Genomic DNA, 24,420 nt, shown 5'->3' with positions numbered 1-24,420 from the left:
CATGGTGCGGCTGAATAAAATTTATACACGGACCGGCGATGACGGTACAACGGGGCTTACAAGCGGACCGCGCCGGTTGAAATCCGACCTGCGTGTGGAAGCCTATGGCACTGTGGACGAGACCAATGCCTGTATCGGCATGGCGCGTATCCATACAGCCGGGTCGGACAATCCGGACGCGGATATCGACGCCATGCTGGCGCGCATCCAGAACGACCTGTTCGATCTGGGGGCTGATCTTTCGACGCCGGATGACGGCAAGCCGCTTGCTTATGAACCGCTGCGCATCGTCGCGTCGCAGGTTTCGCGTATCGAGGCGGATATTGATCAGCTCAACGCTAATCTTCGCCCCTTGCGATCCTTCATACTGCCGGGTGGCTCGGCTGCCTCCGCTGCATTGCATCTCGCCCGTACCGTATCGCGACGGGCTGAACGGCTGATGGTTGCGCTGGCGAAAATCGACGGCGAAGTGGTGTCGCCGGAGGCGCTGCAATATATCAACCGCCTGTCGGATTTCCTCTTCGTTGCCGGACGCGCCGTCAACGATAATGGCGCGCAGGATGTGCTCTGGGTTCCAGGCCAGAACCGTTGATCAGACGCCGCGCCTGTTGCCCCAGATCAGCACATGCAATTGGGGCAGCACATGCGCGTCGAACCACTGATCCTCGATCACCCTGTCGACCAGCCATTCCATGCGCTGCATGATGCCGTCGATGTCGATTGCGGCATCATCCGCTTCTGGCGGGGGCGGCGTGTGATTGCCGGGCTGGAGATAGACCGGCAGGTACGGATGACGCGCCGAAGCCGTACGGGCAAAGGCATAGTCCGCATCGTCGAAGATCACGAATTTCAGCACGGTCCGGGGTTTTTGCCCTGCTGCATCCATGCATGCGGCGAGGATGTTCCAGTCCGTTTCCATGTCGCTCGATGGCGGTTTGGGGCTCAGGACCAACGTGTCAAGCAGCGCGAACCAATCCCTGGCGACCGACCCTTGCGTCTCCAGGGCAAAGCGATAGTTCTCGGCCTTGCCGCGTTCGATCAGCGGGCCCAATGGCTGGATGGCCGGATTGCCGCCAGAAAGTGACACCGTTAATGGCCTTTTACCGGAAAGTGCCGTCACTTCATGCCAGATCGCCTCGACGCTCATCGGCTTCCATTCACGGCGAAAGCGGCTTTCGACAGCGTGCAGACTGTCGCACCATGTGCAGCGATAGTCACAGCCGCCCGTGCGCACGAAGACGGTCGGCTCGCCGATCAGGACGCCTTCGCCTTGAATGGTGGGGCCGAAAATCTCGCTGATGCGGATTTCGGGGGTGGGTTTCATGGCCGGTACTCGGCCCATGTCTTGGGCGTTTCGCTCACCCGCACTGCGGAAATTTCCGGCCAGCGCGCGCGGCACCAGTCAAAAAAGTGCTTTGCCAGATTTTCGGCCGTGGTGCGGCTGTGTCCCAGCACGTCATTCAGATGTCGGTGGTCGAATGCATCATCGATATAGCGCTTGAACGGGGCCAGTTCGTGATAATCGCGCACAAAGCCGTTTTCATCGAGATCAGGCGAGGAAAGCTCCACCTCGACGATATAGTTGTGGCCGTGCAACCGGGCACATTGATGGTCGGCAGGCAAGGCAGTTAGCTGATGCGAGGCGGAAAAGTGGAATTCCTTGGTGATACGGAACATCACGCACTCCTCTTATCGATAGCCGTTCTCCAGAAGCCGGCGTCTTCATAAATCGTCGGGTCTTGAATGCCGGCAAGGTGGAAGGCTTCGCGCCGCTCGACGCAGGTGCCGCAGCGGCCGCAATGATGTTCTCCGCCCTTGTAGCATGACCATGTCGCCTCGAAGGGGGTGGCGTATCTTGCGCCGTCGGTGACGATATCCGCCTTGGATGCATCTACGTAGGGGGCCAGCAGTTTTACATCGGCATAGCCCTCCAGCGCATGGTTCTGCATGGTCTGGAATGCATCGATGAATTCGGGGCGGCAGTCGGGATAGATGAAGTGGTCGCCGCCATGGACGGCGAGTGCCACGGCTTGCGCCTTTTGTGCCGCCGCCACGCCGAAGGCAATCGCCAACATGATGGCGTTACGGTTCGGTACGACTGTGATTTTCATGGTTTCTTCGGCGTAATGACCGTCAGGCACATCCACATCGTCGGTCAATGCGGAACCGGTCAGGCTTGCGCCAATGCTGCGAATGTTGATGACCTGATGCGGCACGCCGAGCTGTTCCGCACAGGTTTCGGCGTAGTTCAGCTCCTTTTTATGGCGCTGGCCGTAGTCGAAAGAGAGGAGCGAGACGAGTTGATGTTCCGCTGCGATTCTATACGCGAGCGAAACGGAGTCCAATCCGCCGGAGCAGATGACGAGCGTTTTCATATTCTGAGTCCTTGTTTTGACCGGGTAGGCTGCGACCGGATAGTGACGGACGCTTTCCTAGCGCAAGAAAACCGGCTTGTAAACGCCGGGAACGGCTAGCGAGGTGTGTCGGATTGGGAATGATGTTCTGTCAGAATAAATTGATTTTAATCGATATAGCGCGCCAAGCCTGATTGACGTGCATGTCAGCCATCTTTAGGTTTCCAGCCGGTTCTCAAGGGAGAGACAGGCATTGTGGCTTTCCACAGTGTTTTTGTCAGTATTGGTTTCGTGTCGGCTTTCGACATGCAAACACAGATTCAAGGCGGCATAGTCATGCCGAAAAGTCGAGGAAGAGGTAATCGCGGATGAAGGTCCTTGTCGCAGTCAAGCGGGTTGTAGATTACAACGTCAAGATCCGGGTTAAGGGAGATGGTTCTGGCGTTGAGCTTGCGAATGTGAAGATGTCGATGAACCCGTTCGACGAGATTGCGGTTGAAGAAGCGATCCGTTTGAAGGAAGCGGGCAAGGTGACGGAAATCGTCGCGGTTTCAGTCGGCCCGGCACAGGCACAGGAAACATTGCGCACCGCACTTGCCATGGGCGCGGATCGCGCCATCCTGATCAAGCACGACGAGGCGGTCGAGCCGCTGGGCGTCGCCAAGGTTTTGAAGGGTGTGGTCGAGGCGGAAAAGCCGGATCTGGTTTTCCTTGGCAAACAGGCCATCGACGATGATTCCAACCAGACTGGCCAGATGCTTTCGGCGCTTTTGAACTGGAGCCAGGCGACGTTTGCCTCCAAGGTGGAACTGCATGACGGTTCGGCCAAGGTGACGCGTGAAGTCGATGGCGGTTTGCAGACCATCGATGTGAAGCTTCCGGCCATCGTGACGGTGGATCTGCGCTTGAATGAGCCGCGTTATGCCTCGCTCCCCAATATCATGAAGGCGAAGAAGAAGCCGCTGGAAGAGAAGTCTCCTGCCGATTTCGGCGTCGATGTCGCGCCGCGCCTCAAGGTGCTCAAGACTGAAGAGCCGGGGGGCCGCAAGGCGGGCGTCAAGGTTGGCTCCGTGGGCGAGCTGGTGGAAAAGCTCAAGGCCGACGGCGTACTCTAAGAGATCGGAAGGAACAAATACATGGCTATTCTTCTTATTGCCGAACATGACAATGCAAGCCTTTCCGACCAGACGGCGAAGGCGCTGACCGCAGCCAGCCAAATCGGTGGCGATGTCGATATTCTGGTTGCTGGCAAGGGCGCTCAGGCTGCTGCGGATGCCGCTGCCAAACTCAAGGGTGTGCGCAAGGTTTTGTTGGCCGAAGGCGATGCGCTGGAAAACCAGCTTGCTGAACCGGTCGCAGCGCTGATCGTCAATCTGGCAGGCAATTACGACACGATCATTGCACCGGCGACCACCTCGGCCAAGAACATCCTGCCGCGTGTGGCAGCGCTTCTCGATGTGATGCAGCTTTCGGAAATCATGGAAGTGGTGTCGAGCGACACATTCAAGCGCCCGATCTATGCAGGCAACGCGATCCAGACGGTGCAGTCGAACGACGCCAAGAAGGTGATCACGGTGCGTACCGCTTCTTTCCAGGCCACCGGCGAAGGCGGTTCGGCTGTAGTTGAGAGCGTCAATGCGGCTGCCGATCCGGCCCTGTCGAGCTTTGTCGGCAATGCGCTTTCGGATTCGGACCGTCCAGAACTGACCTCGGCCAAGATCATCATTTCGGGTGGTCGCGCACTCGGTTCAGCCGAGAAGTTCCAGGAAGTGATCCTGCCGGTTGCCGACAAGCTCGGTGCAGCTGTCGGCGCCAGCCGTGCAGCAGTTGACGCGGGTTATGCGCCGAACGACTGGCAGGTTGGCCAGACGGGCAAGGTGGTTGCGCCGGATCTTTACATTGCAGTGGGTATTTCGGGTGCGATCCAGCATCTGGCGGGCATGAAAGACAGCCGCGTCATCGTCGCCATCAACAAGGATGAGGAAGCGCCGATCTTCCAGGTGGCCGATTACGGCCTCGTCGGCGATCTTTTCACCATCCTGCCGGAGTTGCAGAAAGCGCTTTGATTTATGATGGGGCGGCGGGATCACCTGCCGCCTTTTTCTGCGCTATACTCGAATAGATCTCCGCATCGGGCGGGAGCATGAAGGAGTTGGAACGGTGGCGATCAAGACGGTAGGCATTGTTGGCGCGGGCCAGATGGGGAGCGGCATTGCTCATGTGTGCGCGTTGGCCGGATATGATGTGCTTTTGCATGACGCAGCCGCAGACCGGCTGGAAAAGGGCATTGCCACAATCAATGGCAACATGGCGCGTCAGGTATCTTCGGGCAAGCTGGAAGATGAACAGCGCAGCGCTGCCATGAGCCTGATCCGTCCGGCCAATTCCATGGAAGACCTGGCCGGTGTCGATCTGGCCATCGAGGCTGCGACCGAAGACGAAACCGTCAAGCGCAAGATTTTCACGCAGCTATGCCCGATCCTCAATCCGCAGGCGATCCTCGCGACCAATACCTCCTCTATCTCCATCACCCGGCTTGCTTCGACGACCGACCGGCCGGAGCGCTTCATCGGCATTCATTTCATGAATCCGGTGCCGCTGATGAAGCTTGTCGAGCTGGTGCGCGGCATTGCGACCGATGAGGAAACATTCCGCAAGTCGAAGGATTTTGTCACGGCGCTTGGCAAAAGCGTGACTGTGGCCGAAGATTTCCCGGCCTTTATCGTCAACCGAATCCTGCTGCCGATGATTAACGAGGCGATCTACACGCTTTACGAAGGCGTGGGTACGGTGGAGGCCATCGACACGGCGATGAGACTTGGCGCCAACCATCCGATGGGGCCGTTACAACTGGCGGACTTCATCGGTCTGGATACCTGCCTTTCCATCATGCAGGTGCTGCACGATGGGCTGGCGGATTCGAAATACCGCCCATGCCCGCTGCTGGTCAAATATGTCGAGGCGGGATGGCTGGGTCGCAAGACGGGCCGGGGCTTCTATGATTATCGCGGCGAGCAGCCGGTTCCCACGCGCTGATTAGAGCATTTCCAGCAAAAGTGCGAAGCGGTTTTGCGTTAGGGCAATGCCCAAAAACAAACAGCGCGCATGATTTTACTTTTAAGGCCGGTTTCGCAGGAGACCGGCCTTTTTCCGGCAATTTCATGCCTGTGGAAAACACAAGTATCCTTACTATTAACTTATTGTTAACGCTGCAAATTCAGGCCTTGTTCATCTTTAATTGTTAAAGTTTTCATTAAGATGCACCAAAGCCTAAAGGGGTTTATTAACCCTTACGGATATGGCGAGCATCGCTTTTGAGCTGCAAATTCTTGATGGGGTGAAGACGATGAATATCATTGTCCAGTTGCGTGACAGCGTTAACGTCATCCGTGAGTTCGTCGCACCGAGTTACAGGCCCGAGCGCCATTATATGCGCGGGCCTGGTCCGGCTTGCGCGGCTCGCACGGGTATTTGATCTCCGGTTAATCTCGGAAAATATCCAGCCAACACAAAAGCCAGAGCACTGATGCTCTGGCTTTTCTTTATTCATTATAACGAAAGATTATTCCAGGCCTTCAAACAACGCCGTTGAAAGATAGCGCTCGGCAAAGGAGGGGATAATGACGACGATATTTTTGCCTGCATTCTCCGCACGCTTGCCGACCTCAATTGCGGCGGCCAGTGCGGCACCTGATGAAATGCCGACAGGAATGCCTTCTAGACGCGCAATCAGGCGTGCATTGGCGAAGGAGTCTTCGTTGGAAACCTGCACTACTTCGTCATACACAGTGGTGTCGAGGATCTTGGGTGCGAAGCCTGCGCCAAGCCCTTGTATCTTGTGCGGACCTGGTGTTCCTCCGGAGAGAATCGCGGAATCTTTCGGCTCGACCGCGATCACCTTGAATGAGGGCTTGCGCGCCTTGATGACCTGGCCGACGCCGGTGATCGTACCGCCCGTACCGATGCCCGAGATGAGAATATCCGCTTCGCCATTGGTGTCGTTCCAGATTTCCTCCGCCGTGGTGCGGCGATGGATCTCAGGGTTGGCCGGGTTTTCGAATTGCTGCGGAATGATCGCATCGGGATTGGCCTGGGCGATTTCCTCGGCTTTGGCAATCGCGCCCTTCATGCCTTTCGGGCCTTCGGTGAGCACAAGCTCGGCACCCAGAAGCTTGAGTATCTTGCGGCGCTCGACCGACATGGTTTCGGGCATGGTGAGGATGAGGCGATAGCCCTTCGCCGCAGCCGCAAAGGCCAGCGCGATACCGGTATTGCCGGATGTAGGTTCCACGAAAACCGTCTTGCCGGGAACCGCTTTGCCCTGCTCTTCGAGGGACTCGATCATCGCGAGACCGATGCGGTCCTTGACGCTCGCCAGTGGGTTGAAGAATTCGAGCTTCACCAGAAGATTGGCAGCGACGCCGTTTTCTCTGGCGAACTTGTCGATGCGAACCAGCGGCGTGTTGCCGATGGTCTCAAGAATGGAATTATATATATGGCCATGACCCGCAGTCTGACCGTCAATTGCGCCTTGGGGCTTGGTCATGAAATAACCTCCTTCTATTTTGCCGAAGTCTATGGGGAAATGGAGCAGAAGCATAGCTGATGCCGTGCGCCCAATTCGTTTAATTTAGAAGTAAATGCTATAAAGTAGATAATTATAGAAAAATATTCTATCCCAATTAAAGCTAAAATGGGCCGCGGCTTTTCGGATCGGATTGATCTGCGTCAACATCATTATCGACGGAATCATCCATGTTCGGATATGATCGCAAACAGGAGGCATTATCGTGTATAAGAAAATTCTGATCGCAACCGACGGGTCCGGCCTTGCTGGTAAAGGCGTCGAGCAGGGCGTGGCGCTTGCGGGCCAGCTCGGTTCCAGTGTCCTGCTGGTTTCAGTCACGGAACTTCTGCCTTCCTATGGTATCGTGATTGCGGCGGAATGGGCGTCGAGTCCGGCTGCGTTTCAGGAATATCGCGAGGCTGTGACCAAGGCTGCGGGCGAACTTCTCGCTGAGGCCAAGGCGAAAGCGGAAAGCGCAGGCGTTGCTGCCGAAGTGTTGCATGTGGAAAACCAGTCGCCGGCGCAAGGCATAGTGGAAGCCGCGAATCAAGAGGGATGCGATCTTATCGTCATCGCCTCGCATGGGCGGCGCGGCGTTAACAAGCTTCTGCTGGGCAGCCAGGCGGCAGAGGTACTCTCCCTGAGTACGGTTCCGGTGCTGGTCATCAAGTAAGCGTATCGATGTTAGCCGGAAGAAGGTTTTGACGCGCTTCTCATTTCCTGCCAACCATCAATAACGCAAGAAGATTCTGGCATATATCTGATAGACTCCGACTGGCCGCTTCGTCGGCAGGAGTTTTTCAGGAGATCGTCATGACTGCGCCGCGCCCGTCCAAGACCAGTATCGGTAATCATCTGCTGCACCCCGAAACGCAGATGCTCAATTATGGCTATGATCCCGAGCTTTCGGAAGGGGCGGTCAAACCGCCGGTGTTTCTGACCTCGACCTTCGTTTTCAAGACCGCCGAAGACGGGCGTGATTTTTTCGATTTTGTATCCGGGCGCAAGGAACCGCCGGAGGGCGTGGGAGCGGGGCTGGTCTATTCGCGCTTCAATCATCCCAACAGCGAGATCGTGGAAGACCGGCTGGCGGTCTATGAAGGGGCGGAAAGCTGCGCGCTCTTCTCCTCGGGCATGTCGGCGATTGCCACCACCCTGTTCGCCTTTGCGCGTCCTGGCGATGTGATCCTGCATTCGCAGCCGCTTTATGGTGGCAGCGAAACGCTGCTGGCAAAGACCTTTCACAATTTCGAGGTCAAAGCCGTTGCCTTTGCCGATGGAGTGAATGAGGCGGCGATGGAAAAAGCCGCCGAAGAAGCACTGTCAAAGGGGCGTGTTTCGGTCATCCTGATCGAAACACCAGCCAATCCGACCAACAGCCTTGTCGATATTGCCGCCATCCGGCGCATTGCCGAAAAGATTGAGGAGAGACAGGGGCATCGCCCGGTCATCGCTTGCGACAATACATTGCTGGGTCCGGTTTTCCAGAAACCGCTGGTGCATGGGGCGGATCTGTCGCTTTATTCGCTGACTAAATATGTTGGCGGGCATTCGGACCTGATCGCAGGGGCTGTTCTGGGCGAGAAGGCGCTGGTGCGCCAGGTCAAGGCGTTGCGCGGAGCCATCGGAACCCAGCTCGATCCGCATTCATGCTGGATGCTGGGGCGTTCGCTTGAAACACTGGGCCTGCGGATGGAGCGCGCCAACGCCAATGCGCGCGCGACCGCCGATTTTCTGCGCGATCATCCCAAGGTCGAAAAGCTGCACTATCTGCCATTCGAGGATGAGGGATCGGCGAGTGGAGCATTGTTCCAGCGTCAATGCACCGGTGCAGGCTCGACCTATTCATTCGATATCAAGGGCGGGCAGGCTGCGGCGTTCCGTTTTCTCAACGCTTTGCAGATATTGAAGCTTGCAGTCAGCCTGGGCGGCACGGAATCACTGGCAAGCCATCCAGCGGCGATGACGCATTCGGGCGTTCCAGTTGAGGTGCGCGAGCGCATCGGCGTGCTCGAATCAACAATTCGGCTTTCCATCGGTATTGAACATCCTGACGATCTGATCGCCGATCTCGCACAGGCGCTGGAGGCGGCCTGAGATCTGGAAAACTGGCGGGAGGAAAAATGGTGCGGGTGGTCGGAATCGAACCGACACTCCTTTCGGAACCGGATTTTGAGTCCGGCGCGTCTACCAGTTCCACCACACCCGCACATTCCCGCCGAAGCGGTTCGATATGGTCCTGAAACGGACAGTGGTGAGGGATATAACGGCTAAACGAAATCAGGTCAATTGCTCTCGCGCGGCTTGATTGCTTATCCTTTTCGTTCGGTGAAATTCCGGATGCGATTGCGGATGATGCGCGTGAGATTGCGGGTGCGCTGATAGAGATGAATCTGTGAAGCGGCCTGGCGCACATGCCTGTCCGCACCCGGATTAAGGCCGATCACCAACGTTTCAATCGTCTCGCGTTCCCTAAACAGTCGCGACATGATCGGATGATCGGGTACTGCGCAGGAATCTGTGCGGGCGATATTTGAGTCTTCAAGGTGATTCTTGACCACCTCGATCATCAAAAGCATGCCGGGGGAAAATGCGCGAAGCGTTTCGTCATAGGCCGTTTTCCATGTCCATGCCTCGCCTGAGACCGTGAAGACGATCAGGATGGCGACCACCCGCCCGTCAAGCTGAAGCGTATGAATGCGCACGCAATCGCGTTCGGCGAGATTGTTGACCGCCTCGCGCGCGAAGGCTGCGCGAAAACGGTCGACGGCCATTGCCGTGCCGCGCCGTCCCTTCCAGCCGCTCGCCTCCAGTGCCAGGAAATGCTCGAAAGCATAGCGCACATCGTCCGGGCTTCGGGCGACGTGATGCGCCAGTTTGCCCTGTTCGGACAGGCGTCGCCAGAGGCGGCTATATTCGCGGCGGTGATGCGAGCCGATGGCCTGCTTGATATATGTTTCGCCATCAAGATTACTTTCAAGAAATGGGCGCTCTTTCTTTTCGATGGAGACAATCGGCAATTGCCGTCCGACAGCGACCGAGCGGATCAGTTTTGCCGCGGCGCCGTTGGTGCGCATTTCGGGCAGCACCAGAATTTCCGGCATCTTGATATGGTCGCGGGAGAGAATGTCGAAGAGGTCTTCGAGGACACCAACCGGGTCGTCATGATCGATGAGAGGTGTGCCCTGAGGACCGAAGGGCGTGGCCCAGGCGCGGATCACCGGCGTGGATAGCGGCAGGCCGGGCCGCTCGACCGTATAGGGCATGACGAAGCGCAGGCGACTGCGCGTTTCGTTCTCGTCGCGCATGACCATGACGCGCACTTCGCGATCTTCAAGGCGCGGCATGGCGGGAGCCAGGAAGCGGGCATTGAAGAAAATATTTGGCTCTATCGTGCGGTTGCTCAGATGATCTAGCTCATCACGCAATTCGAAGCCTGCGGATGGGCCATAAATGGCAAGCTTGCGCGGAATATCGCGGCTGTGCAAGCTTTCTTCCAGCCGTTTTACAGCGTCCACGCTGGTCAGGTTGTCGGAAAGCTCCGACACGATCCGGGCAGCATTTCCACCCGCAGATTCCTCAAGCAAGGGTTTCGCGGCCATTACAAGATCTCCTCCGAGGTTTTGCTACGGTTTTGTGGAACAAGAATGAACATGGTTATACTCATGGTGCGGTATACCGCTGTCGAAAGAAGCGCCGCCTCGACCAGCATCGAAAAAGCGGTCGCAAAAGCCGCGCCCATCAGGCCGAAGCGCGGGATGAGCAGCAGATTGAGCGCGATATTGATGCCGAGCGTCACCGCATAGAGCAGGGCACAGATATTCTGCTTGCCCGACATATTAAGAAGGCTTTCGGCAGGACCGATGCTGGCGCGAGCGATTACGCCGATAATGAGGATGAAAAGCAGCGGATAGCCTTCGGTAAATGCCTGGCCGAACAGCATGAGAAGCGGGTAGCCCAGAGCGAGAATGATAAGGCCGAGAAAAAGTGTCGGCCAGAAGGTCCAGCGTGTGGAAGCCTGAGCGAAGTCTGCAAATTCGGCGCGGTTGCCGTTGTGGAGCAGTTGCGAATAGCGCTGTGCCACGCCCGCCTTGACGGCGAAATAGACAAAATGCGCCAATGCCATGATTTTGGTTGCGGCGAAATAGATCGCCACATGCTGCGGGTCCATCGCCCGGCCCACCATCAGCACATCGACATTGATAAGCAGAAAGAAGAAGCCTTCGACGAAGAAAATCGGCAGGGCGACCTTCATCCATTCGCCCAGACGCACTTCCTGCGGTCCGGCAGGAATATCGGCTGTCATCGTACGGCCTGTCGCTAATAGTTGCCCCAGAGTGGTCAGCCATGTCGCGGCGATGGAAACAGCAAGCGCCGTCACGGCAGTTGACGGCCATCCGGCGGCATGGGCCGTGACCATAAAAAGCAGGACGAGGAGGGGGCGTATGATATAGCTCGGGGTCAGCGCCATCATGATGCGGCTGCGTGAGCGGGCGATGCCGTCGAGCATATCGCCGAGCGCGATCATCGGCAGGCAGATGAAGCCCAGAATGAAGGGTACGAGATAATAGGTGGCGACGCGATCCTCGAACACAAGCAGCAGCAGGCAGCCGACAAGAGCGATGGCGCTGGCCGACAGGAGAGCGAAGAGGCGTCCGGTGAAAAGAATGCCGCGCAGCTGAGCGTGAAGATTGCGCTGAATATATTGCGGAACATAGCGGATGATCGTGGTGTGCATGCCGAAACAGGCAAGATCGCCGATGATAATCATTGCGAGCCAGACGAGAACGAAAATGCCATATTCGAATTCGCCCATCCAGCGGGCGAGTATGACCTGAGAAAGCAGTGCAATGGCGGCGCTGGCCGCGCGCACGCAAAAAGCCACCAGCGAAGAACGCTGGGCACCGGCGTGCGGGCCGCTACCCGAGAGGATGCCATCAAGCCGCTCCGTCACCGGGCGAAGTCTGATCGCTATCCTGCCGGGCAAAAACCGGCCCGCTGCTTTGGCTGCCGAAAAACGCACGTCTGCCAACCCTGTTTGCGTGCTGCCTCTTCAAGCTTCGCACTGCCGGTCTTCTATGGACCATGTTTCTTCAATCGCACCGAAGATTTGTCTCCTGCGATGAATGAACATTAGAGGGCAGTTCTTTATAAAGGTAAAAACGAAGCGGCCTATTGCACGCAAGCACGACAAAGCTTTGGGAATGGTAAGTATTTTCTAAACTTGGCAACAGAGCGTTCCAGCCGCTCAGGCGCTCAATGGCGGGCAAAAAACCCCGGCGATTGCACGCCGGGGTTTGTCTTGTTTCCGTTTTTACGATGCGCTTATTCGAATGCGCCGTGGCAATGCTTGTATTTCTTGCCCGACCCGCAGGGGCAAAGCTCGTTACGGCTGACCTTGCCCCAGGTCTTGGGATCGGCGGGATCACGTTCGGCAGCAGGAATGACATGTTCATCCTGCTGGTGCTGTGTCCAGGCGGCCTCATCGAAATCGTCCTCGCCGGTGGTGCCGTCGATATGACGTCCGGTCATCGGCGGGAGTTCCGGTTCCGGCGGAGCCTCTCGGACGATCTCTACGCGCATCAATTGCGAGATGACGACTTCACGCAGATTGGCGAGCATGGCCTGAAACAGCTCGAAGCCTTCCGTCTTGTATTCGTTGAGCGGATCGCGCTGCGCATAGCCGCGGAAACCGACCACCGAACGCAGATGGTCGAGATTGACCAGATGCTCGCGCCACAGATTATCGAGCGACTGCATGATGACCGATTTTTCGATATAGGTCATGATCTGCGCGCCGAAACGCTCGGCCTTGTCGGTTGCAGCCTTATCGGCGGCATCCTTGATGCGTGCCTCGAATTCCTCTTCGGCAATGCCTTCTTCCTTTGCCCATTCCTCGACCGGGAGATCAAGATTGAGCTTGGAAGTCACATCTTCCTTGAGACCCGCAATATCCCATTTTTCCGCATAGGCGTCCTTGGGGATACGCAGCGCGACCATGTCCTCGATCACTTCGTGACGCATTTCCGTCACGATATCGGTCAGGTCTTCCTCGTCCATCATTTCCAGACGCTGCTCGAAGATCACCTTGCGCTGATCGTTCATCACATCGTCGTATTTAAGCAGATTCTTGCGGATTTCGAAGTTGCGCGCCTCGACCTTGGTTTGCGCCTTTTCCAGCGCCTTGTTGATCCAGGGATGGACAATGGCTTCGTCTTCCTTGAGGCCCAGCTTCTGGAGCATGCCGTCCATGCGGTCAGAGCCGAATATGCGCATCAAGTCATCCTGAAGCGACAGGAAGAATTTCGAGCGGCCCGGATCGCCCTGACGGCCGGAACGGCCACGCAGCTGGTTGTCGATGCGGCGGCTTTCGTGGCGTTCGGTCGCAAGAACATAGAGACCGCCAGCCGCAAGTGCTTTCTCCTTGAGAGAGGCGATGTCGGCCTTGATGGCTGCGATCTTTTCTTCGCGCTCGGGACCTTCAGGAATCTCGGAGAGTTCCTGGCGCACGCGCATTTCCAGATTGCCGCCAAGCTGGATATCGGTGCCGCGACCGGCCATATTGGTGGCGATGGTCACTGCGCCGGGCACACCCGCCTGCGCGATGATAAAGGCTTCCTGCTCATGGTAGCGGGCATTGAGAACCTGGAAGCCCTTGATGCCTTCCTGGCGCAGCCGCTCGGCCAGAAGTTCCGACTTCTCGATCGATGTGGTGCCGACGAGGATCGGCTGCCCCTTTTCGTGCGAGGCGCGGATGTCGCGCACGATGGCGCGGTATTTTTCCTCGACGGTGCGGTAAACCTCATCATCCTCGTCCATGCGCTGAATGGGAAGATTGGTCGGGATTTCCAGCACTTCAAGGCCGTAAATATTGCCGAATTCTTCTGCTTCCGTCGCAGCGGTGCCGGTCATGCCGGAGAGCTTGGTATACATGCGGAAATAGTTCTGGAAGGTGATTGAGGCCAGCGTCTGGTTTTCGGGCTGGATCGTCACATTTTCCTTGGCTTCCAGTGCCTGATGCAGGCCTTCCGAAAAACGGCGGCCCGGCATCATGCGGCCAGTAAATTCGTCGATGATGACGATCTCGTCGTTACGGACGATATAGTCCTTGTCGCGCTGGAACAGCTTGTGGGCGCGAAGGGCATTGTTGAGGTGATGAACGATTGCGACATTCTCGATGTCATAAAGGCTTTCACCCTTGAGGTGGCCTGCTTCTTCGAGAAGCCGTTCCACTTTTTCGGTGCCGATTTCGGTGAAGATCGCTGTCTTCTGCTTCTCATCGACTTCATAATCTTCCGGCTCCAGCGGCGGGATGAAAGTGTCGATGAGAGTGTAGAATTCGGAACGGTCTTCCAGCGGGCCGGAAATGATGAGTGGCGTGCGCGCTTCGTCGATAAGGATGGAATCCACTTCGTCAACGATGGCGTAGTTGTGGCCGCGCTGAACCATCTGGCCGCGCTCATACTTCATATTATCGCGCAGATAATCGAAGCCGAGCTCGTTATTGGTGCCATAGGTGATGTCGCAGGCATAGGCGGCCTGCCGTTCGTCATCATCGAGGCCATGCTTGATGACGCCGACGGTAAGGCCAAGGAAATTGTAGAGTTGGCCCATGGTTTCGGCGTCGCGGGAGGCGAGGTAGTCGTTGACGGTGACGACATGAACCCCCTTGCCCTCAAGCGCATTGAGGTAGACCGGCAGGGTCGCCATGAGCGTCTTGCCTTCACCAGTACGCATTTCGGCAATGCCACGCTCGTGCAGCACAATGCCGCCGATCAACTGCACATCGAAAGGACGCATGTCGAGCACGCGCTTTGCGGCTTCGCGCGCGGTGGCGAAAGCGTCGGGAAGCAGCGACTCAAGCGATTTGCCTTCGGCCAGCGCTGCCCGGAATTCGGCGGTCTTGGCCTGAAGTTGTTCGTCGGTGAGGGATTCGTAATTCTTTTCCAGCGCGGTAATCTCTTGCGCACGCTGCCGCAATGTCTTGATGCGGCGGTCGTTGGATGAACCGAATATCTTGCGGGCGAGGCCGCCAAAGCTGACCATTCCTGGTCCTTTCCTGTTCGTTCAGCCGGAAGCGCTTCCGGCAATCCGGCAATATCGAAATGCTTTATTCACGCGTATTAAAACAAATGCAAGAAAAGCACGCTCGAAAAGCAGCCGTTCAAGGCGCTTTCCAGCGCAATTCTCCCCGCGCCTTACTGGACGCAAAGTCGAAGGACAGATAAGAGGGGGATCGGGCGATGTCAACGTTGCCCGATTGGTCGGAATTTCTGTTCCTTGCATAAAGTATGGGGGGTTCCGGCCAAATTCTGCCGTATTCATCGGGCCGGTAAGCGCTCCGAAGGAGAGAATCCCATATGAAAGCCATTCTCAAAGCCCCCTACCGCAAGACATTTGCCATTCTTGCCACTTCCGTCGTACTGGCAGGTTTCAGCGGCCATGCCGTTCTTGCGCAGGACAATGCCCAAGACACTGCAAAGCCCGCAGAAGCCGCGCAGTCCGCTGCCGCTTCCGAAGATCCTGCAAAGGTGCTTGCGACTGTCAACGGCAAGGACATTACCGTCGGCGACCTGGATCAGGCCGCAGGCGACCTCGATCCGCAGTTTGCGCGCCTTCCGGCCGAGCAACGCCGCCTGGCTGCTCTTGCAGCGCTGATCGACATCAAGGCCATGTCGAGCGAAGCGGAAAAGGAAAAGCTGGACCAGAGCCAGGAATTCAAGAGCCGCATGGAATTTTTGCGCGAGCGTGCGCTGCACAATGAATATTTCAAGGATGCCGTCGTCGACAAGATCGCGGATGCCGATGTACGGGCACGCTACGACAAGGAAATCGCCGCCATCCCGCCACAGGTCGAGGTGCGCGCGCGTCACATTCTCGTGAAGACCAAGGAAGAAGCCGACGCCATCATCAAGAAGCTTGAAGGCGGCGCGAAGTTCGAAGACCTGGCCAAGGAAAGCTCCACCGACGGCACAGCCGCCAATGGCGGCGATCTGGGTTATTTCGCTGAAGGCCAGATGGTGCCGGAATTCGAGAAGGCGGCTTTTGCGCTCAAGCCGGGCGAATATACCAAGGAGCCGGTGCAGTCGCAGTTCGGTTTCCATGTGATCCAGCTTGAAGATCGCCGCACCAAGCAGCCACCCGCTTTCGAGCAGGTGTCGGAGCAGATTCGCTCGGTCGTCATGCGCGAGCGCTATGTCGAGCTGGTCAAGAATCTGCGTGAGGGCATGAAGATCGAATATAAGGATCCAGCGATCGAGAAGGCGATGAAAGATGCCGCTGCGGCGCAGGACGACGCCGAAAAAGGCGATGCGCCGGAAGAGGGCGCAAAGCCGCAATAATAGCAGTCAACCGATCAAATGCCCCGGCTTTCCGGGGCATTTTTTTTTGACTTCACGCGTTTCCCGCTTGATTTTAAACCGTAAATCCTTCCAATGCGGATGAATCCCTTATCTCTTGCCAGAGGCAATCATGTCAGCGTCTGTATCTCCGCTCGCCCCCAAATATTATCCTCCCATGCCCGCCATCGACGGCGTGCGCATCGCAACCGCTGCTGCCGGGATCAAATATAAGGGGCGAACGGATGTGATGCTGATGGTGTTCGACCGACCTGCGGAAGTGGCGGGCGTTTTCACCCGCTCGCTTTGCCCCTCCGCGCCGGTGGATTTCTGCCGCCATAATCTGGCCCATGGCAAGGCGCGCGCGGTGGTCGTCAATTCCGGCAATGCCAATGCCTTTACCGGGCAGAAGGGGCGTGAGGCCACGCAGGCGACCGCGGAGGCTGCGGCCAGGGCTGTCGGCTGCAAGACGAGCGATATTTTTCTCGCCTCGACAGGTGTGATCGGCGAGCCGCTCGATGCGGGCAAGTTCTCCCATCTTCTGGAGGGCATGGCGCAGGAGGCGCATGAGGATTTTTGGGCCGAAGCCGCCAAGGCCATCATGACGACCGATACCTATCCGAAAGTGGCGACCGAGACGGTGCTGCTCGGGCAGGTGCTGGTGACGATCAACGGCATTGCCAAGGGGGCGGGGATGATCGCGCCCGACATGGCGACGATGCTGTCCTTCGTCGTCACCGATGCGCCGATCAAATCGGACGTGTTGCAGGGCCTGCTTGGCGAGGGTGTTGAGACGACTTTCAACGCGGTGACGGTGGATAGCGATACATCGACTTCCGATACGCTGATGCTGTTTGCCACCGGGCTTGCTGCCGGACGCGGCGCGCCGGAAATCACGGATATTGCCGATGAGCGCCTGACGGCGTTCCGCGAGGCTCTGGGCCGCGTACTCAAATCGCTGGCGCTTCAGGTCGTGCGTGATGGCGAAGGCGCGCGCAAGATGGTCGAGATCGAAGTGACGGGCGCGAAATCGGCAGCTTCGGCAAAGAAAATCGCACTTTCCGTCGCCAATTCCCCGCTGGTCAAAACCGCTGTCGCGGGAGAAGACGCCAATTGGGGCCGTGTCGTCATGGCGGTCGGCAAGGCGGGGGAACCGGCGGACCGCGACCTGCTGGCGATCTGGTTCGGCGATATTCGCGTGGCTCATCAGGGCGAGCGCGATCCGTCCTATTCGGAGGATGCGACCTCCACCTATATGAAGGGCGAGGATATTCTTATCCGCGTCGATCTGGGGCTGGGAAGCGGCAAGGCCACCGTCTGGACCTGCGATCTGACCAAGGAATATGTGGCGATCAATGGTGACTACAGGAGTTGACCCCCATGGCCAGTCCAAACCTTGCCATTGTCCGGCGGCTTGAAGCGGCAGGCTTTCGGGCGTGGCCAGCCGCATGTGTTGAATATGATGGCGCATGGGCAGTACGCCTGACGGAAGGATATTCGTCCCGGCGGCTTAATTCGGTCAATCCGCTCGATCCGGGCGATACGCGCAATATAGAAGCGCGCGTCGAGCGGGTGGCGGGGCGTTTCCAGTCTTTTGGACGCCGGCCCTGTTTTCGCCTCACGCCGCTCGCGCCGGTGGAACTCGACGCTCATCTCGAAGCCGTCGGCTGGAAGCGCTTCGAGGAATCCATCGTCATGACGTGCGATCTGCAAAAGCTCGATCTGGCCGGGGCGGGCGATGTGGTTCCGCTTGATGATATGGAGCGGTTTGCCGATGGATCGCAGGCCATTCATGAGCGCGCCCCCGAACTGCGCTCCGGCTTTTGCGAGATTCTTGCTCGCATAGGCCCCAACAAGGGAATGTTCGTTCTGGAGCGGGATGGCCGTGCGGTTTCCAACGCCCTTTGCGTGCAGGATGGAGAGATGGCGGGTCTGTTCGATGTGGGCACATTGCCCGCTGAACGCCGCAAGGGGCATGGCCGCGCCATTATCGCTTCGGCGCTCAAATGGGCCAAAAGCGAGGGCGCGAAAACCGCATGGCTTCAGATCGGCGCTGACAATGCCGCCGGGATCGCGCTTTATGAAGCTTTCGGGTTTCAAGAAGCCTATCGATATGCCTATCGGGAAAGCAACGGAATATGAGCGAGACGAAATCCCATCCCATCCTTCTGGTTGCGGCCTGTGCGCTGGTGGATACGGACGGGCGCGTGCTTCTGGCGCAGCGGCCCGAAGGCAAGCAGCTTGCCGGGCTTTGGGAATTTCCCGGCGGCAAGGTGGAACCGGGCGAAACGCCGGAAGAAACGCTGATCCGCGAATTGCAGGAAGAAATCGGCATCACGACAAAGACGGCCTGCCTTGCGCCGCTGACGTTTGCCAGCCACACCTATGAGAGTTTCCATCTGCTGATGCCGCTTTATGTGTGCCGTCGCTTTGAAGGCATCGCGCAGGGGCTTGAAGGGCAGGCGATCAAATGGGTGCGGCCTAAGGACATGCGCGATTATCCGATGCCGCCAGCCGACGAGCCGCTGATTCCGTTCCTGGTCGATCTGCTGTAAACACTGCCTGTGGACATGCGCAAAAAAGCTGACAAATCGTTACGATTGCAGCCCCGCGTTAATCGATGATTCACTCCGCTGCGGCATTCTCCAAAAACAGGTGTCCCGGAGTTAGTTTCATGAGTTTCGACGACAATTTTTTTAAAGCAGATCACAATGAATATACGCCGGGTCCTTTCTCGAAAGCCGGCCGGGGTATTTTGCGCGTCGTGCTTTTGTTCGGCTCGGCAGCCATCGCCCTGGCGCTGATTATCGTGCCGATTCTCAACGATCAGGCGAACAAGGTCGCATCCCAGTCGGTGCTGCCCAATGGCATTGACCGCACGATGACCGGATCGATCAAGCGGACACCGCCTGCTGTTGCCAGAAAGGGTGTCTCCGGCCCTCACTGCATCATCGAGGCGGATGGACGCCATAGCGGCGATTGCTGATCAGTTTTCTTCCGTTTTCTTCAGGGCCTCGGCCAGCGATGTTTTGGCGGAACCCGGCCTGAGCGGCTTTTGCTGCGATTCATGCGGGGCCCAGCCCGAAAGCCAGATGGTTGAGAAACTCGCGCGGATGCGCCCGTCGGGATCGCTGAAACGCTGGGCATAGATTTCGGCAGCGCGCAGGAACAGGCGTTTTGAAACCGGCTTGCGCGAGCGGTCGCGCAGCACGTTTTGCATACCCATGGCGCGCAGATCGGCCATCAGATTAAAGAGCGAATCATAGCGCACGGTGACGTTTTCGACATCGGTGACGGGCAGCGCAAAGCCCGCGCGCTGCAAAAGTCCGCCCACATCGCGCACATCAGGAAAGGGAAAAACGCGCGGCGAAGCGCCGCCCGTCAGCTCGATTTCGGCCTGCAACAGGCTTTCGCGCAATTCGCCGAGCGTACCGCTGCCGCTGAGCGCCGCCAGAAACAGGCCGTCGGGCCTGAGCGCGCGGGCGATCTGGATCATTACGCCCGGCGTATCGTTGGTCGCGTGCAGCGACATGAGCGAGACGATCAGATCGGCGCTTGCGGGTTTTAAAGGCAAGAATTCCTCGTCGCCGACGATTGCCGGAAAGGGGCCTTTGAGAAAAGCCTCGTTGCGTTCAATGCGAAGAATCAGATCAGCTTTTCCCGAACGGGCAATGGCTGCGGCTGCAAGACCGTTGTGCCCCGCAAGATCGATGGCGACCGGAAAATGGCGCTCAACCGCATCCAGTCGATCTTCGAAATCTTCGGCGGCGCGGCGCAATAGAAAATCCGCACCCGGATCGGCACGCGCAAAGGCGCGGCGGCGAAAGGCCAGCAGGAGATCGCGGTCGAAAATTGCGCTTTCGGATGTGGGAGCGGCCATGGAATTCTGTTTTCTCTTTCGGGCTTTTCTTTCGGGCATGCGCCTGTAAACTGGGTAAGTGTTAAATGCATTCGAAGGGGGGCGAATGCAATGGCGGATGACGACAGGCCGCACGAAAGCTTTCTGCGTTCGTTCGGGACGAAAGCATTAGACGCTATGCAGGGCGGCTTGCGCTCTGGCGCGAATCTTCTGTTTCCAGCTGCCTGTATTGGATGTCGCATGCAGGTTTCCGAACCCGGCACGCTTTGCCCGCAATGCTGGTCGCAATTGCGCTTTATCGAAAAACCTTACTGTCCGGTGCTCGGCATTCCGTTCAATCATGATTTTGGCGAAAATTTCATGAGCGCGGAGGCGATCGCCGACCCGCCGCCATTCCGCCGGTTGCGCTCGGCGGTTCTGCATCGCGGGGCGGCGCAGCGCATGGCCGTATCGCTGAAATTTCATGACCGCACCGATCTTGCACCCTGGATGGCGCGCTGGATGCAGCGCGCAGGCCGCGAATTGATCGACGATTGTGATGTTGTCGTGCCGGTGCCGCTGCATCGCTGGCGGATGTGGCAGCGCCGCTTCAACCAGTCGGCGGAACTGGCACGCGCATTGACGCGATTGAATGCGAAGCCTTTCGCACCGGAGGCACTGAAGCGTGTACGCCGGACGCAACAGCAGATCGGTCTTGGCCTCAAAGAGCGTCGGCGCAATGTCGATGGCGCTTTCCGGGTGCCGAAGGAAAGCGAAATTCTGGTACGTGGGTGTCGGGTTCTGCTGGTGGACGATGTTTATACGACCGGAGCCACGGTGAAAGCTGCCACACGCGCCTTGCTGCGGACCGGGGCCACCAGCGTGGACGTCCTGACGTTCAGCCGCGTTCTGCCGGAAACGTGAAAATCGAAAGGGCTTCCAGATCAGGCCGTTGCTGCCTATATAGGGGGCAACGAATGGAGTTTTTCATGGTTGATATTACTGTCTATACGCGTCCCGGCTGTCCTTATTGCACCCGTGCGAAGGAACTTTTGACCAGCAAGGGCGTGGAGTTTAATGAAATCAATGCAGGCACGACGCCAGAACTGCGCGCTCAAATGCGAGAGCGTTCAGGCCGCAACACATTTCCGCAGATTTTTGTCGGCTCCGTTCATGTCGGCGGCTGCGACGATCTTTTCGCGCTCGACAGTCAGGGCAAACTCGACGGTTTGCTTGCCACTGGCGAATTGAAACAGGTCGCGAATTAAAGGATTAAGATTATGAGCACCTTTCGCGCAGCAGCCGTGCAGATGCGTTCCGGCACCGATATTGCCCGCAATGTCGGGGATCTGGAAAAACTGGTCGCCGAGGCTGCGGCCAAAGGCGCGCAATATGTGCAGACGCCAGAAATGACCGGCGGGCTGGTGCGCGACCGCGCGGCGCTGTTTGCAAGCTTGCGCGACGAGGCTAATGATCTGGTATTTCAGGCGGCATCAATGCTTGCGAAAAAGCATGGCATTTTCTTGCATATCGGATCGACGGCCATCAATGCGGGTGACGGCAAGGTCGCCAATCGCGCCGCGATTTTTGCGCCTTCCGGCGAAAAGGTCGCGACCTATGACAAGGTTCATATGTTCGATGTCGATCTCGACAACGGCGAAAGCTGGCGTGAATCGGCAACCTATGAGCCGGGCAGGGAAACGGTGATTGCGCAACTGCCTTTCGCAGCACTCGGTATGGCGGTCTGCTACGATATTCGTTTTCCGCAGCTTTTCCGGGCACAGGCGCTTGCCGGGGCCAATGTGATTACCGCTCCGGCTGCATTCACGCGGCAGACTGGCGAGGCGCACTGGCATGTATTGCAGCGTGCGCGCGCCATTGAAAATGGTGCATTCCTGATTTCGGCGGCGCAGGGCGGCGTGCATGAAGATGGCCGCGAGACCTATGGCCATTCGATCATCGTTTCACCCTGGGGTAAGGTTCTGGCGGAAGCCGATCATGACGAGCCGGGCGTCATCTTGGCCGATATCGATATTGCCGAAAGTACGGCCGCGCGCGCCAAGGTTCCCAACCTGAAAAATGCACGGGAGTTTTCAGTCACGCTCGCTTCGGCGAAAGAGAAAGAGGACGCATAATCCATGATCCGCTTTTCGCTTCATTGCGATCACGGCCATGAATTCGAGGGGTGGTTCCGCGACAATGCCGATTTCGACCGGCAGGCGGAAATGAAGCTCGTCTCCTGTCCCGGTTGCGGCTCGCTGCATGTGGGTAAATCGTTGATGGCCCCTGCCGTTTCCACCAGCCGGACCAAGGAAAAAATGGCACTGGCTCTGGGCGAGGCACAAAAGCAGGCACTGGACGAAATGCGCGAACTGAGCCGCAAGGTGCGTGAAAACGCTGATTATGTCGGGGATAAATTCGCCGAAGAGGCCCGCAAGATTCATTTCGGGGAAACCGAGGAGCGCGGCATCTATGGCGAAGCCTCTCGCGAGGATGTGCATTCGCTGCTTGAGGACGGCGTCGAAGTCATGCCCCTGCCGGTCTTCCCGGAAGATCAGAACTGAAAAGGGTTCTTCCCGGAAGACCAGAACTCACCAATCAGCTCGCGCGGGAGGCAGAGCGCATGAGAATAATGGATTCCGCGCTGTTCCTGCTGCTTGCGACCGGCATGCTTCTGGGCCTCATTCTTCCCTTGGGAAAAATCGCGGCTGAAGCGGGGGTTGCACCCGCCATGTGGGCTTTTCTCGTTTCGGCAGGCGCAGGCATAATCTTGCTTGCGGTTTTACTGTTGCAAAGAAGAGGCGTTGGGTTTTCGGGCGGCAGGCTGCGCTATTATATCTGCACCGCCATTATCTCCTATGCATTGCCCAATCTCCTAATTCTTTCGGCCATTCCGCATCTTGGCGCCGGGTTCACCGGCATCATGTATACGCTGTCGCCGGTGATCACGCTTGTGATCTCGATGGGTTTCGGCCTGCGCCGCCCCAATGCGCTCGGCATTGTCGGCATCGCGGTCGGCTTCGCCGGCGCGGTGATGGTGGCGCTAACGCGCGGCGAGGTAGGCAAGCCTGCCGATCCGCTCTGGGTCGCGGCAGCGCTTTTCATTCCGGTGCTGCTTGCCATAGGCAATGTCTATCGCACGCTCGACTGGCCCAAAAACGCTGCGCCGACCGAACTTGCAGCGGGTAGCCATCTGGCAGCGGCCCTCATGCTTTTTGGCGGGATCTTTCTGTTCACCGGCAATTTCCCGCTTCATACATTCGCGCTGGTGCCGGAGGCTACCGTGGCGCAGGCCGTTGCCTCTGCGGGCATGTTTGCGCTGTTCTTTCGCTTGCAGGCGGTTGGCGGTCCCGTCTATCTGAGCCAGATCGGCTATGTCGCGGCAGCGCTGGGGCTTATGTCCGGCACGCTGTTTCTGGGTGAACATTATCCGCCGCTCACATGGATCGGGGCGGGGGTGATCGCCATCGGCGTGACGCTGACCACGAAGGCCCAGAGAGGCTGATTATAGAGAAGCTGGTTATTCGGGCCGTTCGGCCAGCACCATATAGTTCACATCCGTATCGCGCGTGCGGCTCCAGCTATCGGCAAGGGGATTGTAACTCACGCCTACCTTGTCGATGAGGCGCAGGCCGCTTTTGGAAAGAGCTGTTTCGAGTTCCTGCGGACGCACCAGCTTTTCATATTGATGGGTTCCGCGCGGCAGCCAGCGCAACACATATTCCGCCCCCAAAATAGCCAGCCCATAAGCCTTGAGCGTCCGATTGATGGTCGCGACGAACATCAGCCCGCCTGGCTTCACCATTTCGCTGGTCGCCGACATGAAAAGATCGACGTCGGAGACATGTTCGACCACTTCCATATTGAGAACCACGTCGAATTTTTCGCCTGCTTCCGCCAGGGCCTCCGCAGTGGTGGCACGGTAATCGATGTCGAGACCGCTTTGCGCGGCGTGGATTTTCGCCACTTCTATATTGGTCTCGGAAGCATCCGCGCCGATCACCGTCGCGCCGAGCCTTGCCATGGGTTCGCACAGAAGCCCGCCGCCGCAGCCGATATCAAGCAGGCGCAGGCCCTCAAACGGGCGGGGGTTATCAGGATCGCGTTTGAATTGGGTGCAGATCTTTTCCTTGATATAGGCAAGCCGCGTCGGGTTGAACTTGTGCAGCGGACGGAACTTGCCCTGTGGGTTCCACCATTCGGCGGCAATGCGCGAGAAATGCTCGATTTCGGAAGCATCAATGGTGGTGCGGGCGGCGTTGGTCATATCGTTCTCCTGCGGGCGGCGGCGCTGACGTGCAAAATTCTGCCTCCCAAGGTAGC

The 24,420-nt window shown here is 57.8% G+C and carries 26 protein-coding genes and 1 tRNA gene; 17 read left to right on the top strand and 10 right to left on the bottom strand.

The features are described from left to right. The first annotated feature begins 1 nt into the window (after position 1). Positions 2-592, top strand: coding sequence for a cob(I)yrinic acid a,c-diamide adenosyltransferase (locus KUG47_RS00170; RefSeq protein WP_185916897.1), 591 nt, complete (start codon positions 2-4; stop codon positions 590-592). Here KUG47_RS00170 and queE read toward each other — a convergent pair whose 3' ends face one another. The 3 genes from queE to queC are packed head-to-tail and all read right to left on the bottom strand — an operon-like array spanning position 593 to position 2,375. Then, positions 593-1,342, bottom strand: coding sequence for a 7-carboxy-7-deazaguanine synthase QueE (gene queE / locus KUG47_RS00165; RefSeq protein ID WP_217675943.1), 750 nt, complete (start codon positions 1,340-1,342; stop codon positions 593-595). Next, the gene (gene queD, locus KUG47_RS00160) at positions 1,321-1,677 is read right to left on the bottom strand and encodes a 6-carboxytetrahydropterin synthase QueD (protein ID WP_217675942.1); all 357 of its coding nucleotides are present in this window, start codon (positions 1,675-1,677) and stop codon (positions 1,321-1,323) included. The genes queE and queD overlap by 22 nt, the downstream gene beginning before the upstream one ends. Continuing rightward, entirely contained in the window at positions 1,677-2,375 is a 699-nt protein-coding gene (queC, locus tag KUG47_RS00155) for a 7-cyano-7-deazaguanine synthase QueC (RefSeq protein WP_217675941.1), read from the bottom strand. Before queC ends, queD begins: the two co-directional genes overlap by 1 nt. Positions 2,376-2,722: 347 nt before the next feature. Here queC and KUG47_RS00150 point away from each other — a divergent pair, with 347 nt between their 5' ends. From KUG47_RS00150 to KUG47_RS16795, 4 genes are all read left to right on the top strand, one after another. Next, a complete protein-coding gene (locus KUG47_RS00150) occupies positions 2,723-3,469 on the top strand; it encodes an electron transfer flavoprotein subunit beta/FixA family protein (RefSeq protein WP_217675940.1) in 747 nt (248 codons plus the stop codon). A gap of 21 nt (positions 3,470-3,490) precedes the next feature. After that, the gene (locus KUG47_RS00145) at positions 3,491-4,420 is read left to right on the top strand and encodes an electron transfer flavoprotein subunit alpha/FixB family protein (RefSeq protein WP_217675939.1); all 930 of its coding nucleotides are present in this window, start codon (positions 3,491-3,493) and stop codon (positions 4,418-4,420) included. Between the two features lie 94 nt (positions 4,421-4,514). Beyond that, the gene (locus KUG47_RS00140; protein ID WP_217675938.1) at positions 4,515-5,390 is read left to right on the top strand and encodes a 3-hydroxybutyryl-CoA dehydrogenase; all 876 of its coding nucleotides are present in this window, start codon (positions 4,515-4,517) and stop codon (positions 5,388-5,390) included. Positions 5,391-5,700: 310 nt separating this feature from the next. Then, complete coding sequence (locus tag KUG47_RS16795; protein WP_256448747.1) at positions 5,701-5,829, top strand: hypothetical protein; 129 nt, start codon at positions 5,701-5,703, stop codon at positions 5,827-5,829. Between the two features lie 87 nt (positions 5,830-5,916). On the opposite strand, the gene cysK is transcribed toward KUG47_RS16795, so the two are convergent. After that, on the bottom strand, positions 5,917-6,900 hold the full coding sequence (gene cysK, locus KUG47_RS00135; RefSeq protein WP_217675937.1) for a cysteine synthase A: 984 nt from the start codon (positions 6,898-6,900) through the stop codon (positions 5,917-5,919). A 244-nt stretch (positions 6,901-7,144) separates the two neighbouring features. Between cysK and KUG47_RS00130 the strand changes: the two genes are divergently transcribed. Both KUG47_RS00130 and KUG47_RS00125 read left to right on the top strand, forming a co-directional pair. Beyond that, positions 7,145-7,594, top strand: coding sequence for a universal stress protein (locus tag KUG47_RS00130; RefSeq protein ID WP_217675936.1), 450 nt, complete (start codon positions 7,145-7,147; stop codon positions 7,592-7,594). Positions 7,595-7,734: 140 nt separating this feature from the next. After that, the gene (locus KUG47_RS00125) at positions 7,735-9,018 is read left to right on the top strand and encodes a cystathionine gamma-synthase family protein (RefSeq protein WP_217675935.1); all 1,284 of its coding nucleotides are present in this window, start codon (positions 7,735-7,737) and stop codon (positions 9,016-9,018) included. A gap of 27 nt (positions 9,019-9,045) precedes the next feature. Here KUG47_RS00125 and KUG47_RS00120 read toward each other — a convergent pair. From KUG47_RS00120 to secA, 4 genes are all read right to left on the bottom strand, one after another. Then, a tRNA-Leu gene (locus KUG47_RS00120) sits at positions 9,046-9,130 on the bottom strand. Positions 9,131-9,233: 103 nt separating this feature from the next. After that, positions 9,234-10,523 carry a type IV secretion system effector crotonyl transferase BspF gene (bspF, locus tag KUG47_RS00115; RefSeq protein ID WP_217675934.1) on the bottom strand — a complete coding sequence of 430 codons (1,290 nt, stop codon included), beginning with the start codon at positions 10,521-10,523 and terminating at the stop codon, positions 9,234-9,236. Beyond that, positions 10,523-11,944, bottom strand: a complete 1,422-nt coding sequence (locus KUG47_RS00110; protein ID WP_217675933.1) for a lipopolysaccharide biosynthesis protein — start codon at positions 11,942-11,944, stop codon at positions 10,523-10,525. Before KUG47_RS00110 ends, bspF begins: the two co-directional genes overlap by 1 nt. A 302-nt stretch (positions 11,945-12,246) precedes the next feature. Continuing rightward, positions 12,247-14,967 carry a preprotein translocase subunit SecA gene (gene secA / locus KUG47_RS00105; protein WP_217675932.1) on the bottom strand — a complete coding sequence of 907 codons (2,721 nt, stop codon included), beginning with the start codon at positions 14,965-14,967 and terminating at the stop codon, positions 12,247-12,249. 314 nt (positions 14,968-15,281) lie between these two features. On the opposite strand from secA, the gene KUG47_RS00100 reads away from it, so the two are divergent. The 5 genes from KUG47_RS00100 to KUG47_RS00080 all read left to right on the top strand — a co-directional run bounded on the left by KUG47_RS00100 (position 15,282) and on the right by KUG47_RS00080 (position 19,245). Next, positions 15,282-16,262, top strand: coding sequence for a peptidylprolyl isomerase (locus tag KUG47_RS00100; protein WP_217675931.1), 981 nt, complete (start codon positions 15,282-15,284; stop codon positions 16,260-16,262). A gap of 130 nt (positions 16,263-16,392) precedes the next feature. Beyond that, the gene (gene argJ / locus KUG47_RS00095; protein ID WP_217675930.1) at positions 16,393-17,634 is read left to right on the top strand and encodes a bifunctional glutamate N-acetyltransferase/amino-acid acetyltransferase ArgJ; all 1,242 of its coding nucleotides are present in this window, start codon (positions 16,393-16,395) and stop codon (positions 17,632-17,634) included. Positions 17,635-17,639: 5 nt separating this feature from the next. Next, the gene (locus tag KUG47_RS00090) at positions 17,640-18,401 is read left to right on the top strand and encodes a GNAT family N-acetyltransferase (protein ID WP_217675929.1); all 762 of its coding nucleotides are present in this window, start codon (positions 17,640-17,642) and stop codon (positions 18,399-18,401) included. Further along, positions 18,398-18,814, top strand: coding sequence for an 8-oxo-dGTP diphosphatase MutT (gene mutT, locus KUG47_RS00085; RefSeq protein WP_217675928.1), 417 nt, complete (start codon positions 18,398-18,400; stop codon positions 18,812-18,814). The genes KUG47_RS00090 and mutT overlap by 4 nt, the downstream gene beginning before the upstream one ends. 119 nt (positions 18,815-18,933) lie before the next feature. Then, positions 18,934-19,245 carry a hypothetical protein gene (locus KUG47_RS00080; protein ID WP_217675927.1) on the top strand — a complete coding sequence of 104 codons (312 nt, stop codon included), beginning with the start codon at positions 18,934-18,936 and terminating at the stop codon, positions 19,243-19,245. On the opposite strand, the gene KUG47_RS00075 is transcribed toward KUG47_RS00080, so the two are convergent. Beyond that, positions 19,246-20,139: a class I SAM-dependent methyltransferase gene (locus KUG47_RS00075; RefSeq protein WP_217675926.1), complete on the bottom strand. Its 894-nt coding sequence runs from the start codon at positions 20,137-20,139 to the stop codon at positions 19,246-19,248. Between the two features lie 90 nt (positions 20,140-20,229). Between KUG47_RS00075 and KUG47_RS00070 the strand changes: the two genes are divergently transcribed. The 5 genes from KUG47_RS00070 (at position 20,230) to KUG47_RS00050 (ending at position 23,602) form a co-directional block, all read left to right on the top strand. Beyond that, on the top strand, positions 20,230-21,021 hold the full coding sequence (locus tag KUG47_RS00070) for a ComF family protein (protein WP_217675925.1): 792 nt from the start codon (positions 20,230-20,232) through the stop codon (positions 21,019-21,021). 65 nt (positions 21,022-21,086) lie between these two features. Continuing rightward, positions 21,087-21,365, top strand: a complete 279-nt coding sequence (gene grxC / locus KUG47_RS00065; protein ID WP_217675924.1) for a glutaredoxin 3 — start codon at positions 21,087-21,089, stop codon at positions 21,363-21,365. 12 nt (positions 21,366-21,377) lie between these two features. Then, positions 21,378-22,232 carry a carbon-nitrogen hydrolase family protein gene (locus tag KUG47_RS00060; protein WP_217675923.1) on the top strand — a complete coding sequence of 285 codons (855 nt, stop codon included), beginning with the start codon at positions 21,378-21,380 and terminating at the stop codon, positions 22,230-22,232. 3 nt (positions 22,233-22,235) lie between these two features. Then, the gene (locus KUG47_RS00055) at positions 22,236-22,661 is read left to right on the top strand and encodes a DUF1178 family protein (RefSeq protein WP_217675922.1); all 426 of its coding nucleotides are present in this window, start codon (positions 22,236-22,238) and stop codon (positions 22,659-22,661) included. Positions 22,662-22,720: 59 nt separating this feature from the next. Then, positions 22,721-23,602: a DMT family transporter gene (locus KUG47_RS00050; protein ID WP_217675921.1), complete on the top strand. Its 882-nt coding sequence runs from the start codon at positions 22,721-22,723 to the stop codon at positions 23,600-23,602. Positions 23,603-23,617: 15 nt separating this feature from the next. Here KUG47_RS00050 and ubiG read toward each other — a convergent pair whose 3' ends face one another. Then, complete coding sequence (gene ubiG / locus KUG47_RS00045; RefSeq protein ID WP_217675920.1) at positions 23,618-24,364, bottom strand: bifunctional 2-polyprenyl-6-hydroxyphenol methylase/3-demethylubiquinol 3-O-methyltransferase UbiG; 747 nt, start codon at positions 24,362-24,364, stop codon at positions 23,618-23,620. Positions 24,365-24,420: the final 56 nt, after the last annotated feature.

This window comes from Falsochrobactrum tianjinense (assembly GCF_019100495.1).
Taxonomy (GTDB): Bacteria; Pseudomonadota; Alphaproteobacteria; order Rhizobiales; family Rhizobiaceae; genus Brucella; species Brucella tianjinense.
Note: the sequence above shows the minus strand (reverse complement) of the source record. Positions and strands in the feature narration are given on the sequence as shown.

Excerpts from the sequence above, each read along its gene's own strand:
- KUG47_RS00170 (WP_185916897.1), top strand. The coding sequence starts at position 2 with ATGGTGCGGCTGAATAAAATTTATACACGGACCGGCGATGACGGTACA.
- queE (WP_217675943.1), bottom strand. The coding sequence starts at position 1,342 with ATGGGCCGAGTACCGGCCATGAAACCCACCCCCGAAATCCGCATCAGC.
- queD (WP_217675942.1), bottom strand. The coding sequence starts at position 1,677 with ATGTTCCGTATCACCAAGGAATTCCACTTTTCCGCCTCGCATCAGCTA.
- queC (WP_217675941.1), bottom strand. The coding sequence starts at position 2,375 with ATGAAAACGCTCGTCATCTGCTCCGGCGGATTGGACTCCGTTTCGCTC.
- KUG47_RS00150 (WP_217675940.1), top strand. The coding sequence starts at position 2,723 with ATGAAGGTCCTTGTCGCAGTCAAGCGGGTTGTAGATTACAACGTCAAG.
- KUG47_RS00145 (WP_217675939.1), top strand. The coding sequence starts at position 3,491 with ATGGCTATTCTTCTTATTGCCGAACATGACAATGCAAGCCTTTCCGAC.
- KUG47_RS16795 (WP_256448747.1), top strand. The coding sequence starts at position 5,701 with ATGAATATCATTGTCCAGTTGCGTGACAGCGTTAACGTCATCCGTGAG.
- cysK (WP_217675937.1), bottom strand. The coding sequence starts at position 6,900 with ATGACCAAGCCCCAAGGCGCAATTGACGGTCAGACTGCGGGTCATGGC.
- KUG47_RS00125 (WP_217675935.1), top strand. The coding sequence starts at position 7,735 with ATGACTGCGCCGCGCCCGTCCAAGACCAGTATCGGTAATCATCTGCTG.
- bspF (WP_217675934.1), bottom strand. The coding sequence starts at position 10,523 with ATGGCCGCGAAACCCTTGCTTGAGGAATCTGCGGGTGGAAATGCTGCC.
- secA (WP_217675932.1), bottom strand. The coding sequence starts at position 14,967 with ATGGTCAGCTTTGGCGGCCTCGCCCGCAAGATATTCGGTTCATCCAAC.
- KUG47_RS00100 (WP_217675931.1), top strand. The coding sequence starts at position 15,282 with ATGAAAGCCATTCTCAAAGCCCCCTACCGCAAGACATTTGCCATTCTT.
- argJ (WP_217675930.1), top strand. The coding sequence starts at position 16,393 with ATGTCAGCGTCTGTATCTCCGCTCGCCCCCAAATATTATCCTCCCATG.
- KUG47_RS00090 (WP_217675929.1), top strand. The coding sequence starts at position 17,640 with ATGGCCAGTCCAAACCTTGCCATTGTCCGGCGGCTTGAAGCGGCAGGC.
- mutT (WP_217675928.1), top strand. The coding sequence starts at position 18,398 with ATGAGCGAGACGAAATCCCATCCCATCCTTCTGGTTGCGGCCTGTGCG.
- KUG47_RS00080 (WP_217675927.1), top strand. The coding sequence starts at position 18,934 with ATGAGTTTCGACGACAATTTTTTTAAAGCAGATCACAATGAATATACG.
- KUG47_RS00075 (WP_217675926.1), bottom strand. The coding sequence starts at position 20,139 with ATGGCCGCTCCCACATCCGAAAGCGCAATTTTCGACCGCGATCTCCTG.
- KUG47_RS00070 (WP_217675925.1), top strand. The coding sequence starts at position 20,230 with ATGGCGGATGACGACAGGCCGCACGAAAGCTTTCTGCGTTCGTTCGGG.
- grxC (WP_217675924.1), top strand. The coding sequence starts at position 21,087 with ATGGTTGATATTACTGTCTATACGCGTCCCGGCTGTCCTTATTGCACC.
- KUG47_RS00060 (WP_217675923.1), top strand. The coding sequence starts at position 21,378 with ATGAGCACCTTTCGCGCAGCAGCCGTGCAGATGCGTTCCGGCACCGAT.
- KUG47_RS00055 (WP_217675922.1), top strand. The coding sequence starts at position 22,236 with ATGATCCGCTTTTCGCTTCATTGCGATCACGGCCATGAATTCGAGGGG.
- KUG47_RS00050 (WP_217675921.1), top strand. The coding sequence starts at position 22,721 with ATGAGAATAATGGATTCCGCGCTGTTCCTGCTGCTTGCGACCGGCATG.
- ubiG (WP_217675920.1), bottom strand. The coding sequence starts at position 24,364 with ATGACCAACGCCGCCCGCACCACCATTGATGCTTCCGAAATCGAGCAT.